The following is a 16,924-nucleotide window of genomic DNA, read 5'->3' on the forward strand; positions in this document are numbered from 1 at the left end:
CGGGTACAGGATCAACATTTCATGTCGTTGATTGCTCCACCCTTTCCGACGACTACCCGCGCTTGGCAGCGATGTAGCGATTCACCTGTTCCTCGAGCACGTCGAGCGGCAGCGCGCCCTGGCTCAACACCGCTTCGTGGAAGTCGCGGATGTCGAATTTGAGGCCGAGTTCGGTCTCGGCCTTCTTGCGCAATTCCGCGATCTTCAGCTGGCCGACCATGTAGCTCGTCGCCTGGCCCGGCCAGTTGAAATACCGGTCGACTTCGCGCGCGATATCGGTGTCCGACACGGAGCTGTTGTTCTTGAAATAGGCGATCGCCTGCTCGCGGGTCCAGCGCTTGGAATGGATGCCGGTATCCAGCACCAGCCGGATCGCGCGCCACACCTGCAGCGACAGCATCCCGAAGCGCGAATAGGGATCCTTGTAGATGCCCATCTCGTCGGCCAGCCTCTCGGAATACAGGCCCCAGCCTTCCATGAACGCGCCATAGCCGCCGAACTTGCGGAACTTGGGCATGTCGGCCAGCTCCTGCTGGCGCGCGATCTGGAAATGGTGGCCTGGCGCACCTTCGTGCGCAGCGATGCCGGCGACCTGCACCTTCTGCGTCTGGTTCATGTCGACCAAGTTCACGTAATAGATGCCGGGGCGCGATCCGTCGGCGGACGGCGAGTTGTAGAAGGCGGTCGACGCCGTTCCCTCGCGCCACTTCTCTACCGCGCGCACTTCCAGCGGCGCCTTGGGCAGCACGCGGAAATATTTCGGCGCATCCGCCATCACCGCCGCGATCACCGCGCGCGCATCGCGCAGATATTCCTCCCGACCAGCCTCGGTATTCGGATATTTCAGCGTCGGATCGGTGCGGATCTTGTCGAAGAACTGCTCCAGCGTGCCATTGAAGCCCACTTCGCGCTTGATCGCTTTCATTTCCTGCCGGATCGCCGCCACTTGGGCGAGGCCGAGATCGTGGATCTGGTCCGCGGTCAGATCGGTGGTGGTCGATGCCTTCAGCCGATCGGCATAATAAGCCGCGCCGTCGGGCAGGCTCCACGCACCATAATTGCCGGTCGACTTCGGTTCGATCTCGTCCAGCGCGACGAACAGCAGGTCATAGCCGCGCTTGAACGGACCGGTAAGCGCGGCGCTCGCGTCGGCGATGAGCTTCTGCTTGGTCGCGGCCGACGCGTTCAGCGCGTCCACCTTCTTGCGGAAATCGGCGAGCAGCGTCGAATCCGCGCCATTGTCGAACGGCGCGCCGGTGATCACCTTGCGCGCGTCCGCCCGGGCCGGCGCGAAATTCACCTTGTTCGGGATGATCCCGGCGGCGGCCTGCTCGCGCATCGTGGCGGTCACTTCGCGCATCACGCGCTCGGTCTCGCGCAGCCGCGCGATATACGCCTGGGCGTCGGCGACGCTGTCCACCTTGTGGTTGTTGATCAGCAGCACGGGAATATCACCCGCCGGGCTGCCGTTGGTCGACACCGGGAAACGCAGCTTGCGGAAGCGCGCAGACTCCCGTTGCCGCTGCACCTCATGCTCGAACAGGCGGTAGCTGACGCGCGCATTCTCCCCCAGCTGCTCCGGGCGGAAGCGGGTCTGCATCTCCTTCAGCTGCCGTTCTGCAAGGGCCAGCGAGCGTTGGGATGCGGCATCGGTATAGTCGTCCAGCTTGTCATAATTGGTCTTGAAGCCAAGCTGAGTCTGCGATTCCGGGCTCAGCGCCAGCTGTTCGTCGAACGCCTTGTCGAGGAACGCCAGCAGCGCCTTGTCCTGCGCGCCGGGCTGCGGCGCCTGGATCGGCGGGGGGGCGCTTCCCTGGGCCAACGGCATGATCGGCAACAACAACAGCGAGAGAGCAAGACGCATGGGGATCTCCAACGGAATTCCCGCTTCTCGCCCGCCGCGTCTCTGCGTGCAACTGCGTTCCCGGTGCGCGCTCAGTCTCGTTCGCGCGCCGGATCGCTCCCGAACCATGCAAGCCCGCTCGCCGTGATCAGCAGCACGCTGCCCAGCGCCGCGCGATTGCGCCGCCGCAGCAGGGCGAGGCCGATCGTCGCCAGCGCGGGCGGCAGCGTCCCGAGCCGCGCTCCGCCACTGCGTGCGGCGACGCCGGCCGTCAGGCGGCTTACGGCAAAGCCGCGAACCACGGGCGTCCGCGGCGGCGGTGAACCCTCCCGCGGCCCCGCCAGGCCGCCTGTGGGCGCCACCGGCTCGTCGCCATCGCCAGCCACCGTATCAGCCGCATAGGCGCCGCGCTGGCCCATCGGCTGTTCCGGCCCGGTCGTCGTGTCGCGCACCGTCTGGCGCTCGAGCTCGCAATTGAACTCTGCGCCCAGCAGCAGGACATAGGCGGAAAGGTAGAGCCAGGTCAGCAGAACGATGGCCGCGCCTAGCGATCCGTAGGTTGCATCATAGCTGCCGAAATTCGCCACGTAGAAACCGAAGCCAAGCGTCATGATCAGCCAGCTGACCGCCGCGAGCACCGATCCGGGCGTCAGCCATCGCCATTTCGCCCCGTCACGGTTGGGGGCGAAATGGTACAGCGTGGCAGTGGCAGCCGCTCCGACGCCAGCCATCACCACATAGGACAGGATCTTGCCGAGCACGAGCAACACGCCCGGCGCGTTGGGGAATAGCGTCTCCAGCGCCGCCAGCGCGGTCACCGATACGATCGCCAGCAATGCGAGGATGAGCGCACCGACGGTAATAGCGAGCGCAAGCAGGTTCAGCGCCACGAACCCGCGCGTCTCCTCCTCGTCGTAAGCGATGTTGAGCGCGGTGATGATCGCGCTCGCACCCTTCATCGCGCCGTACAGCGCGATGCCCAGCGCGATGACGAGGCCGATGCCCTTCTTGTCGTCCGCTCCGTTGACGAGGTTCGCGAGCTGCTCGCCGATTAGCCGCGCGGCGTCCGCCGGCATCACCGACGCCAGCGAACGGACATTCTCCAGCACCGTCTGGGGTGTGGCCACCAAGCCATAAGTGAGCACGATCGCGCCCAGCATCGGGACGATCGCAAGCACCGCGCAAAAGGCGACCCCTGACGCGATCAGGCTCACATTGTCCTGCCCCGCCTCGCGCCAACTGCGCAGCACCACGTCCTTCCAGCCCCCCGCCGGGATCGCCCACGGTGTAGCCGCATGGTGCCCATGCGTGTTGGTGTCGCGCGTTTCCGGCGGGTGCTGCGGCGTTGGTTGTGGCGGCATGTCGTTGAAACTCCCGGCCAACCGAACAAGCCGACAGCCGGGACGTTCCGATCCGCCGCCGGAACGGCCATCCGTAACGCTCGTTTGGCAAGCTCCCCCCGCTTGGAGACATGCTTGATGCCGGCGTCCACCGCTCTTCCCGCCCGGGCGCTTGCTCCCATCGATCAGGCGCCGCTCCTACCGGTCGGGGGGGTCGCAGCGCTGGTTGCCGATGCACTGGAGCAGGCCGACGTGATGGTGGCTGCCAAGGACGAGGCGCGGGCCATCGCCGTCGCGCGTGCGCTCGCCGCAATGACATCTGCCGAGGTCGTCTTCTGCCCCGGGAGCGATGCGCTGCCGGGCGATGAGGCGCCGGCGTCGCCCGCAAACGTCGGTCAGCGCGTCGCGGCGCTGCGTCGCATTCATTCTCTCCGCCATGCTGCGGATCGGACGCACATCGCCTGCGTCACCACCGGGGAAGCGCTTGCCCGCGCCTATGCCGCGCCGGACGCCTTCCAAGCTGCTCCGCCGCGCGTCGCCCTGAACGCGCCGGTGGTGCTGGAGGAACTGTTCGACGAGCTGGTCGCAGCCGGCTACGTCAGCGACGAGCGCGTCGACGAGCCCGGCGAGGTCGCGCTCCGTGGGCAGGTGCTCGATGTCTATCCCGCCGATGCCGAGGAACCGATCCGCATCGAGGCGGAGAATGGTCGCATTGTCTCGATCCGCACCTATGACGCTGCCGATCAGCGCACGACCGGTGAGCGCGAGGTGCAAGAGCTGGGCCGTGTCGCGGAGCCAGCGACCGACGGCGCGGGCGCCCCGCTGCTCGACCACCTGCCAGGCGCCATGCTCGCGATCGAGCCCGCCGCGGAGGAGCGTCGCCGCCGCTTTCTTGCGCTCGCCGCCGATGCCGAACGCCGTCGCCCGCGCCGGGCACTTCGCGCCATCGTCGACGAGAAGCGCTGGCGTACAGTGGCGTCGGATCGCGCCATACTGCCACTCAGCGGTGCCGGCGATCCGCCGCCGCGCTTTGTCGAGGGGAAATCGCCGCTGCGCGCCCTCGCGCGCTTTGCCCGCGACGCACTGGCGGAGGGCGAGCGCGTCATCCTGCTCGGCAGCGCGCGCGATCTGCGCTTCCTGCGCCGCCGCATCGCGCGCGCGCTGAAGATGCAAGTGGGCGAGGTCGCCAGCTGGAGCGAGGCTCGCGCTGCGCCAGCCGGCACGCTGATGTCGCTGGAGGCAGCCGTAGACCGCGGTTTCCGCGTCGATGGTGTTGTTGCCATCGCCGCCGCTGATCTGCTCGGCAGCCGCGCTGATCGCGATGACGCGCATGCCGGCCCGGCGGACACGGCACTGTTCGGCCTTGCCGAAATCCGCATCGGCGATGTCGTCGTGCATGAGGACCACGGCATCGGTATCGTTACTGGGCTCGAGCCGATGCCGCAGACCGGAGAGGATGCGCCGGGCGACGCGATCGTCCTCACCTATGCCGACAATGGCGTTCGCCTGGTGCCGGTGGCGGAGGCGGACCGGCTGTGGCGCTACGGTGCGGATGCCGATGCGGTCAGTCTCGATCGGCTCGACGGCGCAAGCTGGGAAAAGCGCCGCACCGCGATCGACGCCGCCATCGCCGAAACTGCGCGCGGCATGACCGAACTTGCCGCGGAGCGCGCCAGTCAGACCGCGCCTGTGCTCGATCCCGATCCTGCCGCTTATGAACGCTTCGCCAGCGGCTTTCCGTTCAGCGAAACGCGCGATCAGGCGCGCGCGATAGAAGCGGTGCGCGGCGATCTTGCCTCGGGCAAACCGATGGACCGGCTGGTGATCGGCGACGTCGGTTTCGGCAAGACCGAGGTCGCGCTCCGCGCCGCTGCGCTTGCTGCGCTCGCCGGAAGCCAGGTCGCGATCGCTGCACCCACGACGGTGCTCGCCCGCCAGCATCTGGAGAATTTTACCGAGCGGTTCGAGGGCACCGATATCACGGTCGCCGGCCTGTCGCGCCTGTCCAGCGCGGCCGAAAAGAAGCGCGTGAAGGCTGGCCTTGCCGATGGGTCGATCCAGGTCGTGATCGGCACCGGCGCGGTGGCCGGAAAGGGGGTCACCTACAAGGATCTGGTGCTCGTCATCATCGACGAGGAGCAGCGCTTCGGCACGGCGGACAAGACACGGCTGCGCGAGCTTGGCGCCGGCCACGTGTTGACGCTCAGTGCCACCCCGATTCCGCGTACGCTGCAGGGAGCACTGATTGGTATCCAGCAGCTCTCGGTCATCGCCACGCCGCCTGCGCGCCGCCAGCCGATCCGCACGGTGGTCGGCGAATTCGACAAGGAAACCGTCCGCGCCGCGCTGCTGCGCGAACGTAGCCGTGGCGGCCAGAGCTTCGTCGTCGTGCCCCGGATCGAGGACATGGAGCCGCTTGGCGCCCTCCTCGAATCGTTGGTGCCCGAACTCGAGATCATCCAGGCGCACGGCAAAATGCCGGCGGCCGACATCGACGAGGCCATGGTACGCTTCAGCCGCGGCGACGGCGACGTGCTGCTCGCCACCAATATCATCGAGGCCGGGCTGGACGTGCCGCGCGCCAACACGATGGTGATCTGGCGTGCGGATCGCTTCGGCCTGAGCCAGCTCCACCAGCTGCGTGGCCGGGTGGGCCGCAGCAGCCGTCGCGGCCAGGTCCTGCTCCTGACAGAGCCGGACAAGGAAATCGCGCCCCACACGCTGAAGCGCCTCCGTACGCTCGAGGCGTTCGACCGCCTCGGCGCAGGCTTCGCGATCAGCGCCCGCGATCTCGACATGCGCGGCGCGGGCGATCTTCTGGGCGAAGCGCAGGCCGGGCACATGAAGCTGATCGGGATCGATCTCTACCAGCATCTGCTGGAAGCAGCGCTGCGCACCGCGCGCGGCGAGACGGTGGAGCGCTGGACGCCGGAGCTTCACCTCGGCATCGACGGCCAGCTGCCGGAAAGCTGGATCCCCGATCCCGAACTTCGCGTCACTTTCTACATCCGCCTTGCCCGCGCAGAAACCGCGGAGGAGGTCGACGCGCTGGAGGACGAGCTGGAGGATCGCTTCGGCACCATTCCCGACGCAGCGGCGCGCCTGCTCGCGCTTGCCCGGATCCGCGGCGCGGCGCGGGCACTCGGCATTGCCCGCATCGATTCGGGGCCCGCGGCGATCGCGTTGACGCCGCGACGCGACTTCACCGGCGATGGCGATGCGGCCGGGCTGGTGAAGAAGGGCGATCGCCTGCTTCTCGCCGAGCGGATCGAGGATGCGGCGGCTCGGCTCACCCGGCTGGAGGCGCTGCTCGACGAACTCGCCGCCTGAACGACGCGTCCTCGCGCATGCCGGCTCAAAAGTGTTGAACCATCAGCGCGTTGGCGCGTCTGATCGACAAGGCAGGAGAAAGTTTATGTCGCTCGACGATTTCGTTTCGACCGTTGCCGGTACCATCCGCAATGCGGCCACCGGCGCCACCGACACGCGTGTGCTGCGCGATCCGGTGCTTGCCCAGATTGATCGCGCCGCCAAAGCCTGGGGCGATGGCCGGGCGGGCGCATCCGACGAATGGTTCAGCCGGGATGGCGATCTGGTGGCCTTCTCGCCGCACCTCCCCGGCGGCGCGCCGCTCACGATCGATGGTCAGACGACAGTGTTTGTGCCGGCCGATCGGTTCGCGGCGTACCTCGCCAAGATGCGAGAGCAGGTCGAGGCCGGGGTGTTCGATCGCGAGATCGATGCTGGCCTGCACGGCTCCCCCAATGTCAGCGGCCTTGCCACGGTTCCGATGCCGGAGGCGCACGGCGGCAATACCGAAGGCAGCGGCGGCGACCGCATTTCGTAGCGCACCGGCGTCCCCATCCCCCCGATTCTGTCGCGGGCGGTCTGCCGTTCGTGAGTCATTCCAGCGCGGCAAAGATTCGGATCGGCGCACCGTTCATTGCCGCGACAGCCGCGCTGCGGCTATCATGGCTGATCGAGGCGCGCCTGCGGGGGAATGACCATGCGCAAGTTGTTGATAGCGGTTGGATTGATGGCGACGGTGCTGACCGGCGCTGCGCCGGCGCAGGTGCGGACGATCGATCCTAACCAGCCGATCGACGGCGATCTTTCCACCACCAATTCGCCACCACCGCCGCAGCCGCGCGCACCGGCGCAAACCTATCGCGAACCGACCTATACCGACGATACGCCGGTCGATCCGCCGCCGCCGCCGCCGCCGCCGCAGGATCGGGCGGCTGATGCGTCGCGCGCGCCGCTCCCGCCGCCCCAGCCCGAGGCGACGACCCAGGCCGCCGCCACCTTCAAGCGCGACGATCTGATCGGCGCTGGCGAGGGCGTATTCGGCAAGGGTGCCGAGGGATTCGCCTCGATCATCGAGAAGATCCTCAGCGAACAGGGCGAACCGAACGCCTATATCGCGGGCCGCGAGGCGGCCGGCGCCTTCGTGCTTGGCGTGCGCTACGGTTCGGGCGTCATGACCCACAAGGTCGAAGGCCAGATGCCGGTATATTGGACCGGCCCGTCGGTGGGCTTCGACGTCGGCGGGGACGCGAACAAGGTGTTCGTGCTCGTCTACAACCTCTACGATACCGCTGATCTCTATCGCCGCTTCCCGGCGGCGGAGGGGCGGCTCTATTTCGTAGGCGGATTTGCGGCGACGTATCTGCGCCGCGGCAATGTGGTGCTGATCCCGGTGCGGCTCGGCGTCGGCTACCGCGCGGGCGTCAACGTTGGCTATATGAAGTTCACCCAGAAATCGAACTGGCTGCCGTTCTGACGCGCCTTTCGTCCTGCACCGGATAATTCCCCATGCCCGGCAAATGCCCGATCTGCAGCGCGCCGTCCGTGCCGGAGCATGCGCCCTTCTGCTCGCGCCGCTGCAAGGATCGCGACCTCTTGCAGTGGCTCAGCGACGGTTATCGCATTCCGGGGCGAGAGATCGATCCGGATGGGCTGGACAGCCGCCGCGAGCCCGATTAGGGGGACCGCTCCCGCCGCAACGCCGGTGTGCCCAGGTAGCTCAGTTGGTAGAGCATGCGACTGAAAATCGCAGTGTCGGCGGTTCGATCCCGTCCCTGGGCACCACTTTCTCCCTTGCCATTACCTCTCCCGCATGACGTTTGACGGCAAGGTCGCGCTCATCACCGGCGCGAGCGGCGGGCTGGGGCGCGAGATCGCGCTCGGCCTTGCGCGCGCGGGCGCCCATGTCCTGCTCCACGGTCGCCGCGCCGACGAACTCCGGACGCTTGCCGATGAGATCGGCGCGCGCGGTGGCTCCGCAGAGATGCTGGCCTTCGATCTCACGGACGAAGCCGCCACCGCCACTGCGCTGGCTGGCGTCCCCCGAATCGACATCCTGGTGAACAACGCCGGTCACCGCGATCGCCGCCCAATCGCTGACCTCAATCGCGCGGCGGTGCGCCACCTGCTCGAGATCAACCTCTCGGCGCCGTTCGACCTCGCGCGCCTGCTCGCCCCGCGCCTGCCTGCCGGCGGGCGGATCATCAACATCAGCTCGATCGCCGGCCAGATCGCGCGCTCGGGCGACGCGGCCTACACCATGTCCAAGGCTGGGCTAGAAGGGCTGACGCGCGCGCTCGCGGCGGAGCTCGGCCCGCGCGACATCACCGTCAACGCCGTCGCACCGGGCTATTTCGCGACGGAAGCAAACGCCGCGATGGTGGATGACCCCGGCGTCGCGGAGCATCTCGCACGGCGAACTTCGCTCGGCCGCTGGGGCCGGCCGGCGGAAATCGTCGGCGCGGTGCTGTTCTTCGCGTCCGACGCCGCTTCTTATGTCACAGGGCAAGTGCTGGCGGTCGACGGCGGCTATCTTGCCCATTTCTGAGGGCGGTCGCCCTTAGCTGGGCGACCCGCGCTTCGCCTTCGCGCCGGCAAGGGCGGAGAGTACCCCGCGCATCGTGCGCACTTCCTGGCTCGTCCAGCCCGGCTTGGTCAGCAGCGTGCGCAGCGTGCGCCGCGTTGCCGGCGTGCGATCCGGCGGAAAAAAGAAATTCGCCGCCTCCAGCATCGCGTCGAGCTGCCCGATCATGCCGTCGAGTTCCTCCTGAGGCGCCGGCGGATCGAGCGCCACCTCGGGCGGCGACACCAGCGTCTCGCCCTTCGACCATTCATAGGCAACGAGGATCACCGCCTGTGCGAGGTTGAGGCTGCCGAACTCTGGATTGATCGGCACGGTCAGGATGGTGCGTGCCAGCGCCACGTCGTCGGTCTCCAGCCCAGATCGCTCGGGCCCGAACAGGATCGCGCTCCGCCCCGCCGCGGAGCGCATCTCGGCGGCGGCCTGTTCCGGCGTCACTACCGGCTTGGTGATGCCGCGCTTGCGCACCGTCGTCGCGTAGACGTTCGGGCAATCGGCCACCGCCTCGGCGACCGTCTCATAGACCTTTGCCCCGGCAAGCACGATGTCCGCGCCTGACGCTGCCGGCCCTGCCGCGGGGTTCGGCCAGCCGTCGCGCGGCGCGACGAGGCGCATCTCGGTCAGCCCGAAATTCAGCATTGCGCGCGCGGCCTTGCCGATATTCTCGCCCAGTTGCGGGCGGACGAGGACGATGACGGGCTTGGTGTCGGGCGTGGCAGTCATGCGGTGCGCCTATCCGCGGAGCGGGCATGGAGACAAGCGGGCCGCGCTGGCCACGCCGCTAGCCGCGCCCGACTTCCTCCACGGTGCCGGCGAATTCCTCGAAATCGCGCGCTTCGCTGAAATCGCGATAGACGCTGGCGAAGCGGATATAGGCGACCGAATCGAGGCCCTTCAGGCCCTCCATCACCATCTCGCCGATCCGCTTGGAGGTGACTTCCGCCTCCCCGCTGGTTTCAAGCTGCCGCTGGATGCCGCTGACGAGGCGTTCGATCGCCATCGCCTCGATTGGTCGCTTGCGCGCCGCAATGCCGATCGAGCGCAGCAGCTTCTCGCGCTCGAACGGCTCGCGCCGGTCTTCCGACTTCACCACGGTCAGTTCGCGCAGCTGGATCCGCTCGAAGGTGGTGAAGCGCGCTGCGCACCCTTCGCACTGGCGGCGGCGGCGGATCGCGGCGCCGTCGTCGGTCGGGCGGCTGTCCTTCACCTGGCTCGCATCATGGCCGCAGAAGGGGCAACGCATCGTCGGTTCGGTCTTTCAGGCGGGCCCGCCGGCCGCACATGGCAGCTGGCGGGCGGGCAGGGGGATCAGATCTTGTCGCGCCGCGCGTAGGCGACGCCGGCGCCCACCAGCGCGCCAAGCACCGGGCCGACGAACGGCACGGGGATCGCGATCACGGCGCCGATCGCGCCATATTTCGCCATCTTCTTGCCGAGGCCCGGCGTGTTCTGGACGGTGTTCTGGACTTCCTCGATCTTGGACACGTTCACCTCACTGATAGATGGGGAAACGAGCGCATAGCGCGCGAACTCGTTCCCGCACCGCAGCTTCGACGTCCGGGTCGCCCTTCTCGCCCTTCTTGGCGAGGCCGTCGAGCACGTCGGCCACCATGTTGCCGATCTCGCGGAATTCGGCGGTGCCGAAGCCGCGCGTCGTGCCGGCCGGCGAACCGACGCGGATGCCGCTGGTCTTCATCGGCGGCAGCGGGTCGTTGGGGATGCCGTTCTTGTTGCAGGTGATGCCGGCACGCTCCAGCGCCTCGTCCGCATCCTTGCCGGTGACGCCTAGAGGGGTGAGGTCCACCAGCGCCAGATGCGTGTCGGTGCCGCCGGAAACTAGGTTCGCGCCGCGCTCCTTCAGCGTGGCCGCCAGCACCTTCGCATTCTCCACCACGGCGGCAATGTAGCTCTTGTACTCCGGCTGCAGTGCCTCATTGAAGGCGACTGCCTTCGCCGCGATGACGTGCATCAGCGGCCCGCCCTGCAGGCCCGGGAACACCGCCGAGTTGATCTTCTTCGCGATTGCGTCGTCGTCGGTCATCACCATGCCGCCGCGCGGGCCGCGCAGGGTCTTGTGCGTCGTGGTGGTGACGACATGGGCGTGACCGAACGGCGTCGGGTGCAGCCCGCCGGCAACGATGCCCGCGAAATGCGCCATGTCGACCATGAAGAACGCGCCCACCTTGTCGGCGATCGCGCGGAAGCGGGCGAAATCGATCTGGCGCGGATAAGCGGAGCCGCCGGTTATGATCAGCTTCGGCTTGGTTTCCACCGCCAGCCGCTCGACCTCGTCATAATCGATCAGGTGCGTGTCCGGCTTGACGCCATATTGCACCGCGTTGAACCACTTGCCGCTCATCGCGGCGCGCGCACCGTGCGTCAGGTGCCCGCCAGCGTCCAGGCTGAGGCCCATGATCGTCTCGCCGGGCTTCACCAGCGCCAGCATCACCGCGCCGTTCGCCTGTGCGCCCGAATGCGGCTGCACGTTGGCGAAGCCGCAGCCGAACAGCTGCTTGGCGCGGTCGATCGCCAGCTGCTCCACCTCGTCGGACGGGTGGCAGCCCTGATAGTAACGTTTGCCGGGATAGCCCTCGGCATATTTGTTGGTGAAGACGGAGCCCTGCGCTTCCAGCACTGCCTTGGAGACGATGTTCTCCGATGCGATCAGCTCGATCTGCGTCTGCTCGCGCTCCAGCTCATGCGCCACACCGGCAAATACTGCGGGATCGGCGTCGGCAAGGCCGCGCGTGAAGAAGCCATCAGGCTGCACGTCGTTGAGATTGGCCGGGTTCGTGCTCATGCGGGCTCCCTTTCGGATACGGGGGGCGTGCCGAGCTTCTCGACGCGCTGGGTGTGGCGGCCGCCGGCGAAGGCGGTGCTGAGGAAGGCGGTGATGCAGGCCTTGGCCATGTCTTCGCCGGTGAGGCGAGCGCCAAGCGCGACGACGTTGGCGTCATTGTGTTCGCGGGCCAGTGCCGCGGACAGCGGCTCGGAAACGAGCGCGCAGCGCACGGCGGGGTTGCGGTTCACGGCGATGGAAATGCCGATCCCGGAACCGCACAGCGCAACGCCGCGCTCGACATTGCCGTCAGCGACGGCGGTCGCCAGGCGGTAGCCGAAATCGGGATAATCAACGCGGGCGTCTGTCTCGGGCCCAAGGTCGAGGACGTCATGGCCGCACTCGCGCAGCCAGGCGGCAAGCGTCGCCTTCAGCGCGACGGCGGCATGATCGGAGGCGATGGCGACTCGCATGGGGGTCGGCTTGGCTCTCGGTTGCGATGGATGCGGCGCCCTTTAGCGGGCACCTCGCGGGAAAGCCACCGTTGCGATCAGCCGCGACCGGCAATCGCCTCCGCCAGCGCGATGGTACGGCGGGCGTCGTCCCGGTGGAGCAGTTCCACCATCTTGCCCTCAACCTTGATCGCGCCCTTGCCGGCATTCTCCGGCGCGTCGAACGCGGCGACGATCGTGCGAGCCCATTCCACTTCTTCCGCCGAGGGCGCGAAGACGCGATTGGCGGGGGCGATCTGCTTGGGATGGATCAGCGTCTTGCCGTCGAATCCGAAGGCGAGGCCCTGGCGGCATTCCGCCTCCACCGCCGCTTCGTCGTCAAAGCCGTTCATCACGCCGTCCAGCGGCACGATGCCATAGGCCCGCGCCACGGTGACGATCTGGCTCAGGATCGGCAGCAGCGGCGCACGATCCGCGCCGGGGCGCAGCCGCAATTCCTTCGCCAGATCGTTGGGGCCGACGACGAAGGCGGCAAGGCCGGTCTCTGCCGCCGCTTCGCCAATCGCACGCAGATCGACGATCGCCTGCGCCGTCTCGATCATCGCCCATAGCGCCGGGCCGTCCCCGATCGCCTTGCGGGCGGCGCGCAGGGTCCCGGCATCCGAAACCTTGGGCAGCAGCACCGCATCGGGCTTCGCCGCGGCGATCGCCGCCAGGTCATCCGCACCCCATTCGGTGTCCAGCCCGTTGGTGCGGATCACCCATTCGCGGTGGCCGAAGCCGCCCGCTGCCACTGCCTGGTCCCGCGCCCCCGCCTTCTGCTCCGGGGCGACGGCATCCTCCAGATCGAGGATCACGACGTCGCACGCCAGATCGCGCGCCTTCTCGATCGCGCGGGCATTCGATGCCGGCATGTAGAGGGCGGAACGGCGCGGGCGGATCGTCATGCGGCTTTGGCTTCCTGTCTGAACCGGTGGAGCAGCGGCTCGGTATAGCCCGACGGCTGAGTAACGCCTTCGAAGATCAGCGCCCGCGCAGCCTTGAACGCAAAGCCCTCGCGCGTGAGCGGCCGATACAGCGGGTCGTTCGCATTCTGCGCATCGACCTTCTTCGCCATACGGTCGAGCGCCGCGTCCACCTCCGCCTCGGTGCACACGCCGTGAAGCAGCCAGTTGGCGAGATGCTGCGAGGAAATGCGCAACGTCGCGCGATCCTCCATCAGCCCCACGTCATGGATGTCCGGCACCTTGGAACAGCCGACGCCCTGGTCGATCCAGCGCACGACATAGCCAAGGATGCCCTGGCAATTGTTGTCGAGTTCCTCGCGGATCTCGTCGGGCGTCCAGTTCCGCCCGGCCGCCGCGAACGGCACCGTCAGCAGCTTTACGAGCGGCGGCGGTGCCTCCCCCGCAATCTCCTTCTGCCGCGCGAACACGTCCACCTGATGATAGTGAAGCGCGTGGAGCGTCGCGGCGGTGGGCGACGGCACCCAGGCAGTGTTCGCGCCGCTTCTGGGGTGCGCGATCTTCTGCTCCAGCATGTCGGCCATCATGTCGGGCGCGGCCCACATGCCCTTGCCGATCTGCGCCTTGCCACTGAGGCCGCAGGCAAGGCCGATGCGCACGTTGCGATCCTCATAGGCCTTGATCCACTCGGCGCCCTTCATCTCCGCCTTGCGGATCACCGGGCCGCCGCGCATCGCGGTGTGGATCTCGTCGCCGGTGCGATCGAGGAAGCCGGTGTTGATGAAGGCAATCCGGTCGCGCACCGCATGGATGCACGCGGCGAGGTTGGCCGAGGTGCGGCGCTCCTCGTCCATGACGCCCACCTTGATCGTGTGCCGCGTGAGGCCCAGCAGATCCTCCACCGCGTCGAACAGGCGGTTGGTGAACGCCGCCTCCTCCGGCCCGTGCATCTTGGGCTTCACGATATAGATCGATCCGGCGCGGCTGTTCTGCAGCGCGCCGAGCCGCTTCAGGTCATGCAGCCCGATCAGCGACGTGACGATCGCGTCGAGAATCCCCTCCGGTGCCTCGCTGCCGTCGGCGAGGTGCAGCGCCGGCGTCGTCATGAGATGGCCGACGTTGCGCACGAACAGCAAGGATCGGCCTGGCAGCGTGAAGCTCGATCCGCTGGGCGCTTGATAGGTGCGGTCGCTGGCGAGCTTGCGGGTCAGCGTCGCGCCATTCTTCTCGAACGTCTCGACCAGATCGCCGCGCATCAGGCCCAGCCAGTTGCGATAGGCAGCAACCTTGTCCTCCGCATCCACCGCAGCGACCGAATCCTCGAGGTCGACGATCGTCGTCAGCGCGGATTCGAGGATCACGTCGGCAATGCCGAGCGGGTCGGTCTTCCCGATCGGAGACCCGCGATCGACCACGATCTCGATGTGCAGCCCGTTGTGGACGAACATCACGCCCTTATCGAACTTGGCGAAGCGATGCGGGCAGTCGCCCCCGGTCAGCGCCGCCTCCCAGCCCGGCAGCGTCTCGTCCAGGAACGCCCGCGCCCGCGCGATCACCTCAGCGCCGCGTTCCGCATCATAGCCGCCCGGCTTCGCCTTCCCCGGCAGCGCATCGGTGCCATAGAGCGCGTCATACAGGCTGCCCCAGCGCGCGTTGGCGGCGTTCAGCACGAAGCGGGCGTTGAGGCTTGGCACCACCAGCTGCGGCCCGGCCATGGTCGCGATCTCGGCATCGACATTCTCGGTGCCGATGGTGAACGGCGCCGGCTCGGGCACGAGATAGCCGATCTCGTTCAGGAACGCCTCGTCGACCGGCTCGCCCGCCATGTAACGTTGGTCGATTGCCGCCTGCAGTTCCTCGCGACGAGCGAGCAGCGCTCGGTTCTCCGGCGTGAAGCGCGCGAAAATCGCCGCCGCCCCCTGCCAGAAAGCGTCTGCGGAAATGCCGGTGCCGGCAAGCGCCTCATCCTCGACAAAGGTGGCGAGGCGATCATCGACCGATAGGCCGGCGCGGGTTTGCATTGCGGGATTCCTCCTGACGTTACCAACAGCGCCTGGGGAGGGCACCGCCGCGATTAATCGATGCCGCGGCGGAAGTGCAACGCCCAATTCCTCCCCGGGGTCCACCCGGGGAGGATCGGTCGTCCCCTCAGGAGGCGCGTTTCCACACCATCAACTCGCCCTCCGCGATTACCTCGCCTGGCGTTCCCACCGGCTCGGCTTTGCCATCGCTGAGGAAGGCGATCGTCGCGGCGTCGTTTGCCGGCACCTGCGCCAGCGTGCGCTTTCCGTCGGGCAGCTTGGCCACCACTACGCCGGCCTTCGCCGAACCATCGCGGTTGTAAAAGACGGTATAGGTCTCGATCTCGCCCGGCCCGGTGTAATCCTTCACCAGCTCCGGCACCGCCCCGCGCGCGGCATCCGCCTCCGCCCGCAGGTCGAACTCATGCGCCTCGCCAGCGCCCGGCAGCGGCTGGGTGCCGAGCACGATCGCATGGTTGTGCGTGGCGAAGCCGCCGTTGGCGAACAGCAGCCCCTTCTCACCCTCGCCCGCGCGCAGGGCATCGACCATCTCGGCCACGGCATGCGCCATGTAATTGCCGATCGGCCCGCCACCAAAGGTCAGCCCGCCGAACACCGTCGCCGGCTTCTCCACCGGCCAGCCGATCACCCGCCGCGCCATTTTCGGCACGCAAGGGAAGCAGGAATAAAGCTCGACCAGGTCGAGATCGTCCGGCGTCACCTCGTTGAATTCCAGCGTGCGGCGAAGGCACACTTCCATGCTCGGCGACTTGTCATAGCGGTCACGCGCGAGGAAATCGTCCGCCTCGTGCGCGCTGGCACCGCGCCCGACATAGATGATCCGCTCCTCCGGCACCCCGCGCCGCCGCGCTTCGGCCAAGCTGGTGACGATGAAGCCCGCGCCCTGATTGACGCTCGAATTGGCCACCATCAGCTTGGTGTAGGGGAAAGCGATCGGGCGATTGTCCGCAGTCGGCTCGACGATCTCCTCAGGGGATTTCGGTGCATGAATCCATGCCGCCGGCGTCTTCGCCGCCACTTCGGAGAAGCGCGACCAGATCTCGCCGGATTCGCGCTGCCCTTCGTCCAGCGTCTGGCCATAGGCCGCGCGCCCGGCATTCTCGTAGAGCGGATAGACGTCGACCGGCGTCGCCAGGCCATAGATCTGGCGATAACCGGGCTTCGCGCCCTTGCTGAGGGTGCGCAGCGGGTTCTGGTCCGCCACGCTCGTCTTCGCCGCGATCGCCGCACGCTGGCTGGCGGTGCGCAGCGCCTCGCCGCCAGTCACCGCCGCGATTTTGATCTCGCCGCGCGCGATCCGGTTCGCCGCCTCGTTCAGCAGCAGGATCGGGCTGTCACCATTGGGACCGACCGATTCATAGACGATCGCCGCCGTCGATCCGATGCCGTCCGCCACCTTCTGCGCCAGCGGATTGTCCTTGCGGAAGCTGATCTGCTGCACGACCGCGACGGAATCGACATCCGCCAGCCAGCCGCCGCCCGCGTCCTTGTCGGCCTCTTCCAGCGCGGCGATCATCAGGCCGAGCGCATCCTTGCCCGCCATCGGATCAGTGGGTCGGTCATTGACCTGCCCGACGCCAACGATGACCGCGATATTCTCCGGGTTCGCTGCCATC

The 16,924-nt window shown here is 67.6% G+C and carries 15 protein-coding genes and 1 tRNA gene; 6 read left to right on the plus strand and 10 right to left on the minus strand.

All coding sequences use genetic code 11. From position 1 onward, the window contains the following. Positions 1 to 52: 52 nt before the first annotated feature. Both ACH0AE_RS15270 and ACH0AE_RS15275 read right to left on the minus strand, forming a co-directional pair. On the minus strand, positions 53 to 1,864 hold the full coding sequence (locus ACH0AE_RS15270) for a DUF885 domain-containing protein (RefSeq protein ID WP_406875852.1): 1,812 nt from the start codon (positions 1,862 to 1,864) through the stop codon (positions 53 to 55). A 71-nt stretch (positions 1,865 to 1,935) separates the two neighbouring features. Continuing rightward, positions 1,936 to 3,204, minus strand: a complete 1,269-nt coding sequence (locus tag ACH0AE_RS15275) for a YihY/virulence factor BrkB family protein (protein ID WP_294442557.1) — start codon at positions 3,202 to 3,204, stop codon at positions 1,936 to 1,938. Positions 3,205 to 3,321: 117 nt separating this feature from the next. Here ACH0AE_RS15275 and ACH0AE_RS15280 point away from each other — a divergent pair, with 117 nt between their 5' ends. The 6 genes from ACH0AE_RS15280 to ACH0AE_RS15305 all read left to right on the plus strand — a co-directional run bounded on the left by ACH0AE_RS15280 (position 3,322) and on the right by ACH0AE_RS15305 (position 9,037). Next, positions 3,322 to 6,513 (plus strand): helicase-related protein, encoded by a 3,192-nt coding sequence (locus tag ACH0AE_RS15280; protein ID WP_294442556.1) that lies wholly within the window; start codon positions 3,322 to 3,324, stop codon positions 6,511 to 6,513. An 85-nt stretch (positions 6,514 to 6,598) separates the two neighbouring features. Further along, positions 6,599 to 7,030, plus strand: coding sequence for a hypothetical protein (locus ACH0AE_RS15285; RefSeq protein ID WP_294442555.1), 432 nt, complete (start codon positions 6,599 to 6,601; stop codon positions 7,028 to 7,030). Positions 7,031 to 7,183: 153 nt separating this feature from the next. Further along, complete coding sequence (locus ACH0AE_RS15290; RefSeq protein WP_406875853.1) at positions 7,184 to 7,966, plus strand: DUF1134 domain-containing protein; 783 nt, start codon at positions 7,184 to 7,186, stop codon at positions 7,964 to 7,966. A 32-nt stretch (positions 7,967 to 7,998) separates the two neighbouring features. Continuing rightward, the gene (locus tag ACH0AE_RS15295; protein ID WP_406875854.1) at positions 7,999 to 8,169 is read left to right on the plus strand and encodes a DNA gyrase inhibitor YacG; all 171 of its coding nucleotides are present in this window, start codon (positions 7,999 to 8,001) and stop codon (positions 8,167 to 8,169) included. Between the two features lie 29 nt (positions 8,170 to 8,198). Beyond that, positions 8,199 to 8,274 (plus strand) — tRNA-Phe (locus tag ACH0AE_RS15300). Positions 8,275 to 8,302: 28 nt separating this feature from the next. Beyond that, positions 8,303 to 9,037: an SDR family oxidoreductase gene (locus tag ACH0AE_RS15305; protein ID WP_406875855.1), complete on the plus strand. Its 735-nt coding sequence runs from the start codon at positions 8,303 to 8,305 to the stop codon at positions 9,035 to 9,037. 12 nt (positions 9,038 to 9,049) lie between these two features. Here the strand turns inward: ACH0AE_RS15305 and ACH0AE_RS15310 are convergent, their stop codons facing one another. The 8 genes from ACH0AE_RS15310 to ACH0AE_RS15345 all read right to left on the minus strand — a co-directional run bounded on the left by ACH0AE_RS15310 (position 9,050) and on the right by ACH0AE_RS15345 (position 16,923). Beyond that, the gene (locus tag ACH0AE_RS15310) at positions 9,050 to 9,793 is read right to left on the minus strand and encodes an RNA methyltransferase (RefSeq protein ID WP_406875856.1); all 744 of its coding nucleotides are present in this window, start codon (positions 9,791 to 9,793) and stop codon (positions 9,050 to 9,052) included. Positions 9,794 to 9,851: 58 nt separating this feature from the next. Beyond that, positions 9,852 to 10,313: a transcriptional regulator NrdR gene (gene nrdR, locus ACH0AE_RS15315; RefSeq protein WP_406875857.1), complete on the minus strand. Its 462-nt coding sequence runs from the start codon at positions 10,311 to 10,313 to the stop codon at positions 9,852 to 9,854. 65 nt (positions 10,314 to 10,378) lie between these two features. Next, positions 10,379 to 10,555, minus strand: a complete 177-nt coding sequence (locus ACH0AE_RS15320; protein ID WP_406875858.1) for a hypothetical protein — start codon at positions 10,553 to 10,555, stop codon at positions 10,379 to 10,381. Between the two features lie 7 nt (positions 10,556 to 10,562). After that, entirely contained in the window at positions 10,563 to 11,870 is a 1,308-nt protein-coding gene (gene glyA, locus ACH0AE_RS15325; protein WP_406875859.1) for a serine hydroxymethyltransferase, read from the minus strand. After that, entirely contained in the window at positions 11,867 to 12,322 is a 456-nt protein-coding gene (rpiB, locus tag ACH0AE_RS15330) for a ribose 5-phosphate isomerase B (protein ID WP_406875860.1), read from the minus strand. The genes glyA and rpiB overlap by 4 nt, the downstream gene beginning before the upstream one ends. A gap of 77 nt (positions 12,323 to 12,399) precedes the next feature. Then, positions 12,400 to 13,248, minus strand: coding sequence for an HpcH/HpaI aldolase/citrate lyase family protein (locus ACH0AE_RS15335; protein WP_406875861.1), 849 nt, complete (start codon positions 13,246 to 13,248; stop codon positions 12,400 to 12,402). After that, positions 13,245 to 15,287, minus strand: a complete 2,043-nt coding sequence (locus ACH0AE_RS15340; RefSeq protein WP_406875862.1) for a malate synthase G — start codon at positions 15,285 to 15,287, stop codon at positions 13,245 to 13,247. Before ACH0AE_RS15340 ends, ACH0AE_RS15335 begins: the two co-directional genes overlap by 4 nt. Positions 15,288 to 15,414: 127 nt before the next feature. Beyond that, positions 15,415 to 16,923 carry an acetyl-CoA acetyltransferase gene (locus ACH0AE_RS15345; RefSeq protein WP_406875863.1) on the minus strand — a complete coding sequence of 503 codons (1,509 nt, stop codon included), beginning with the start codon at positions 16,921 to 16,923 and terminating at the stop codon, positions 15,415 to 15,417. Position 16,924: the final 1 nt, after the last annotated feature.

This window comes from Sphingomonas sp. 179-A 2A2 NHS (assembly GCF_045371305.1).
In the GTDB taxonomy this organism is placed as follows: Bacteria; Pseudomonadota; Alphaproteobacteria; order Sphingomonadales; family Sphingomonadaceae; genus Sphingomonas.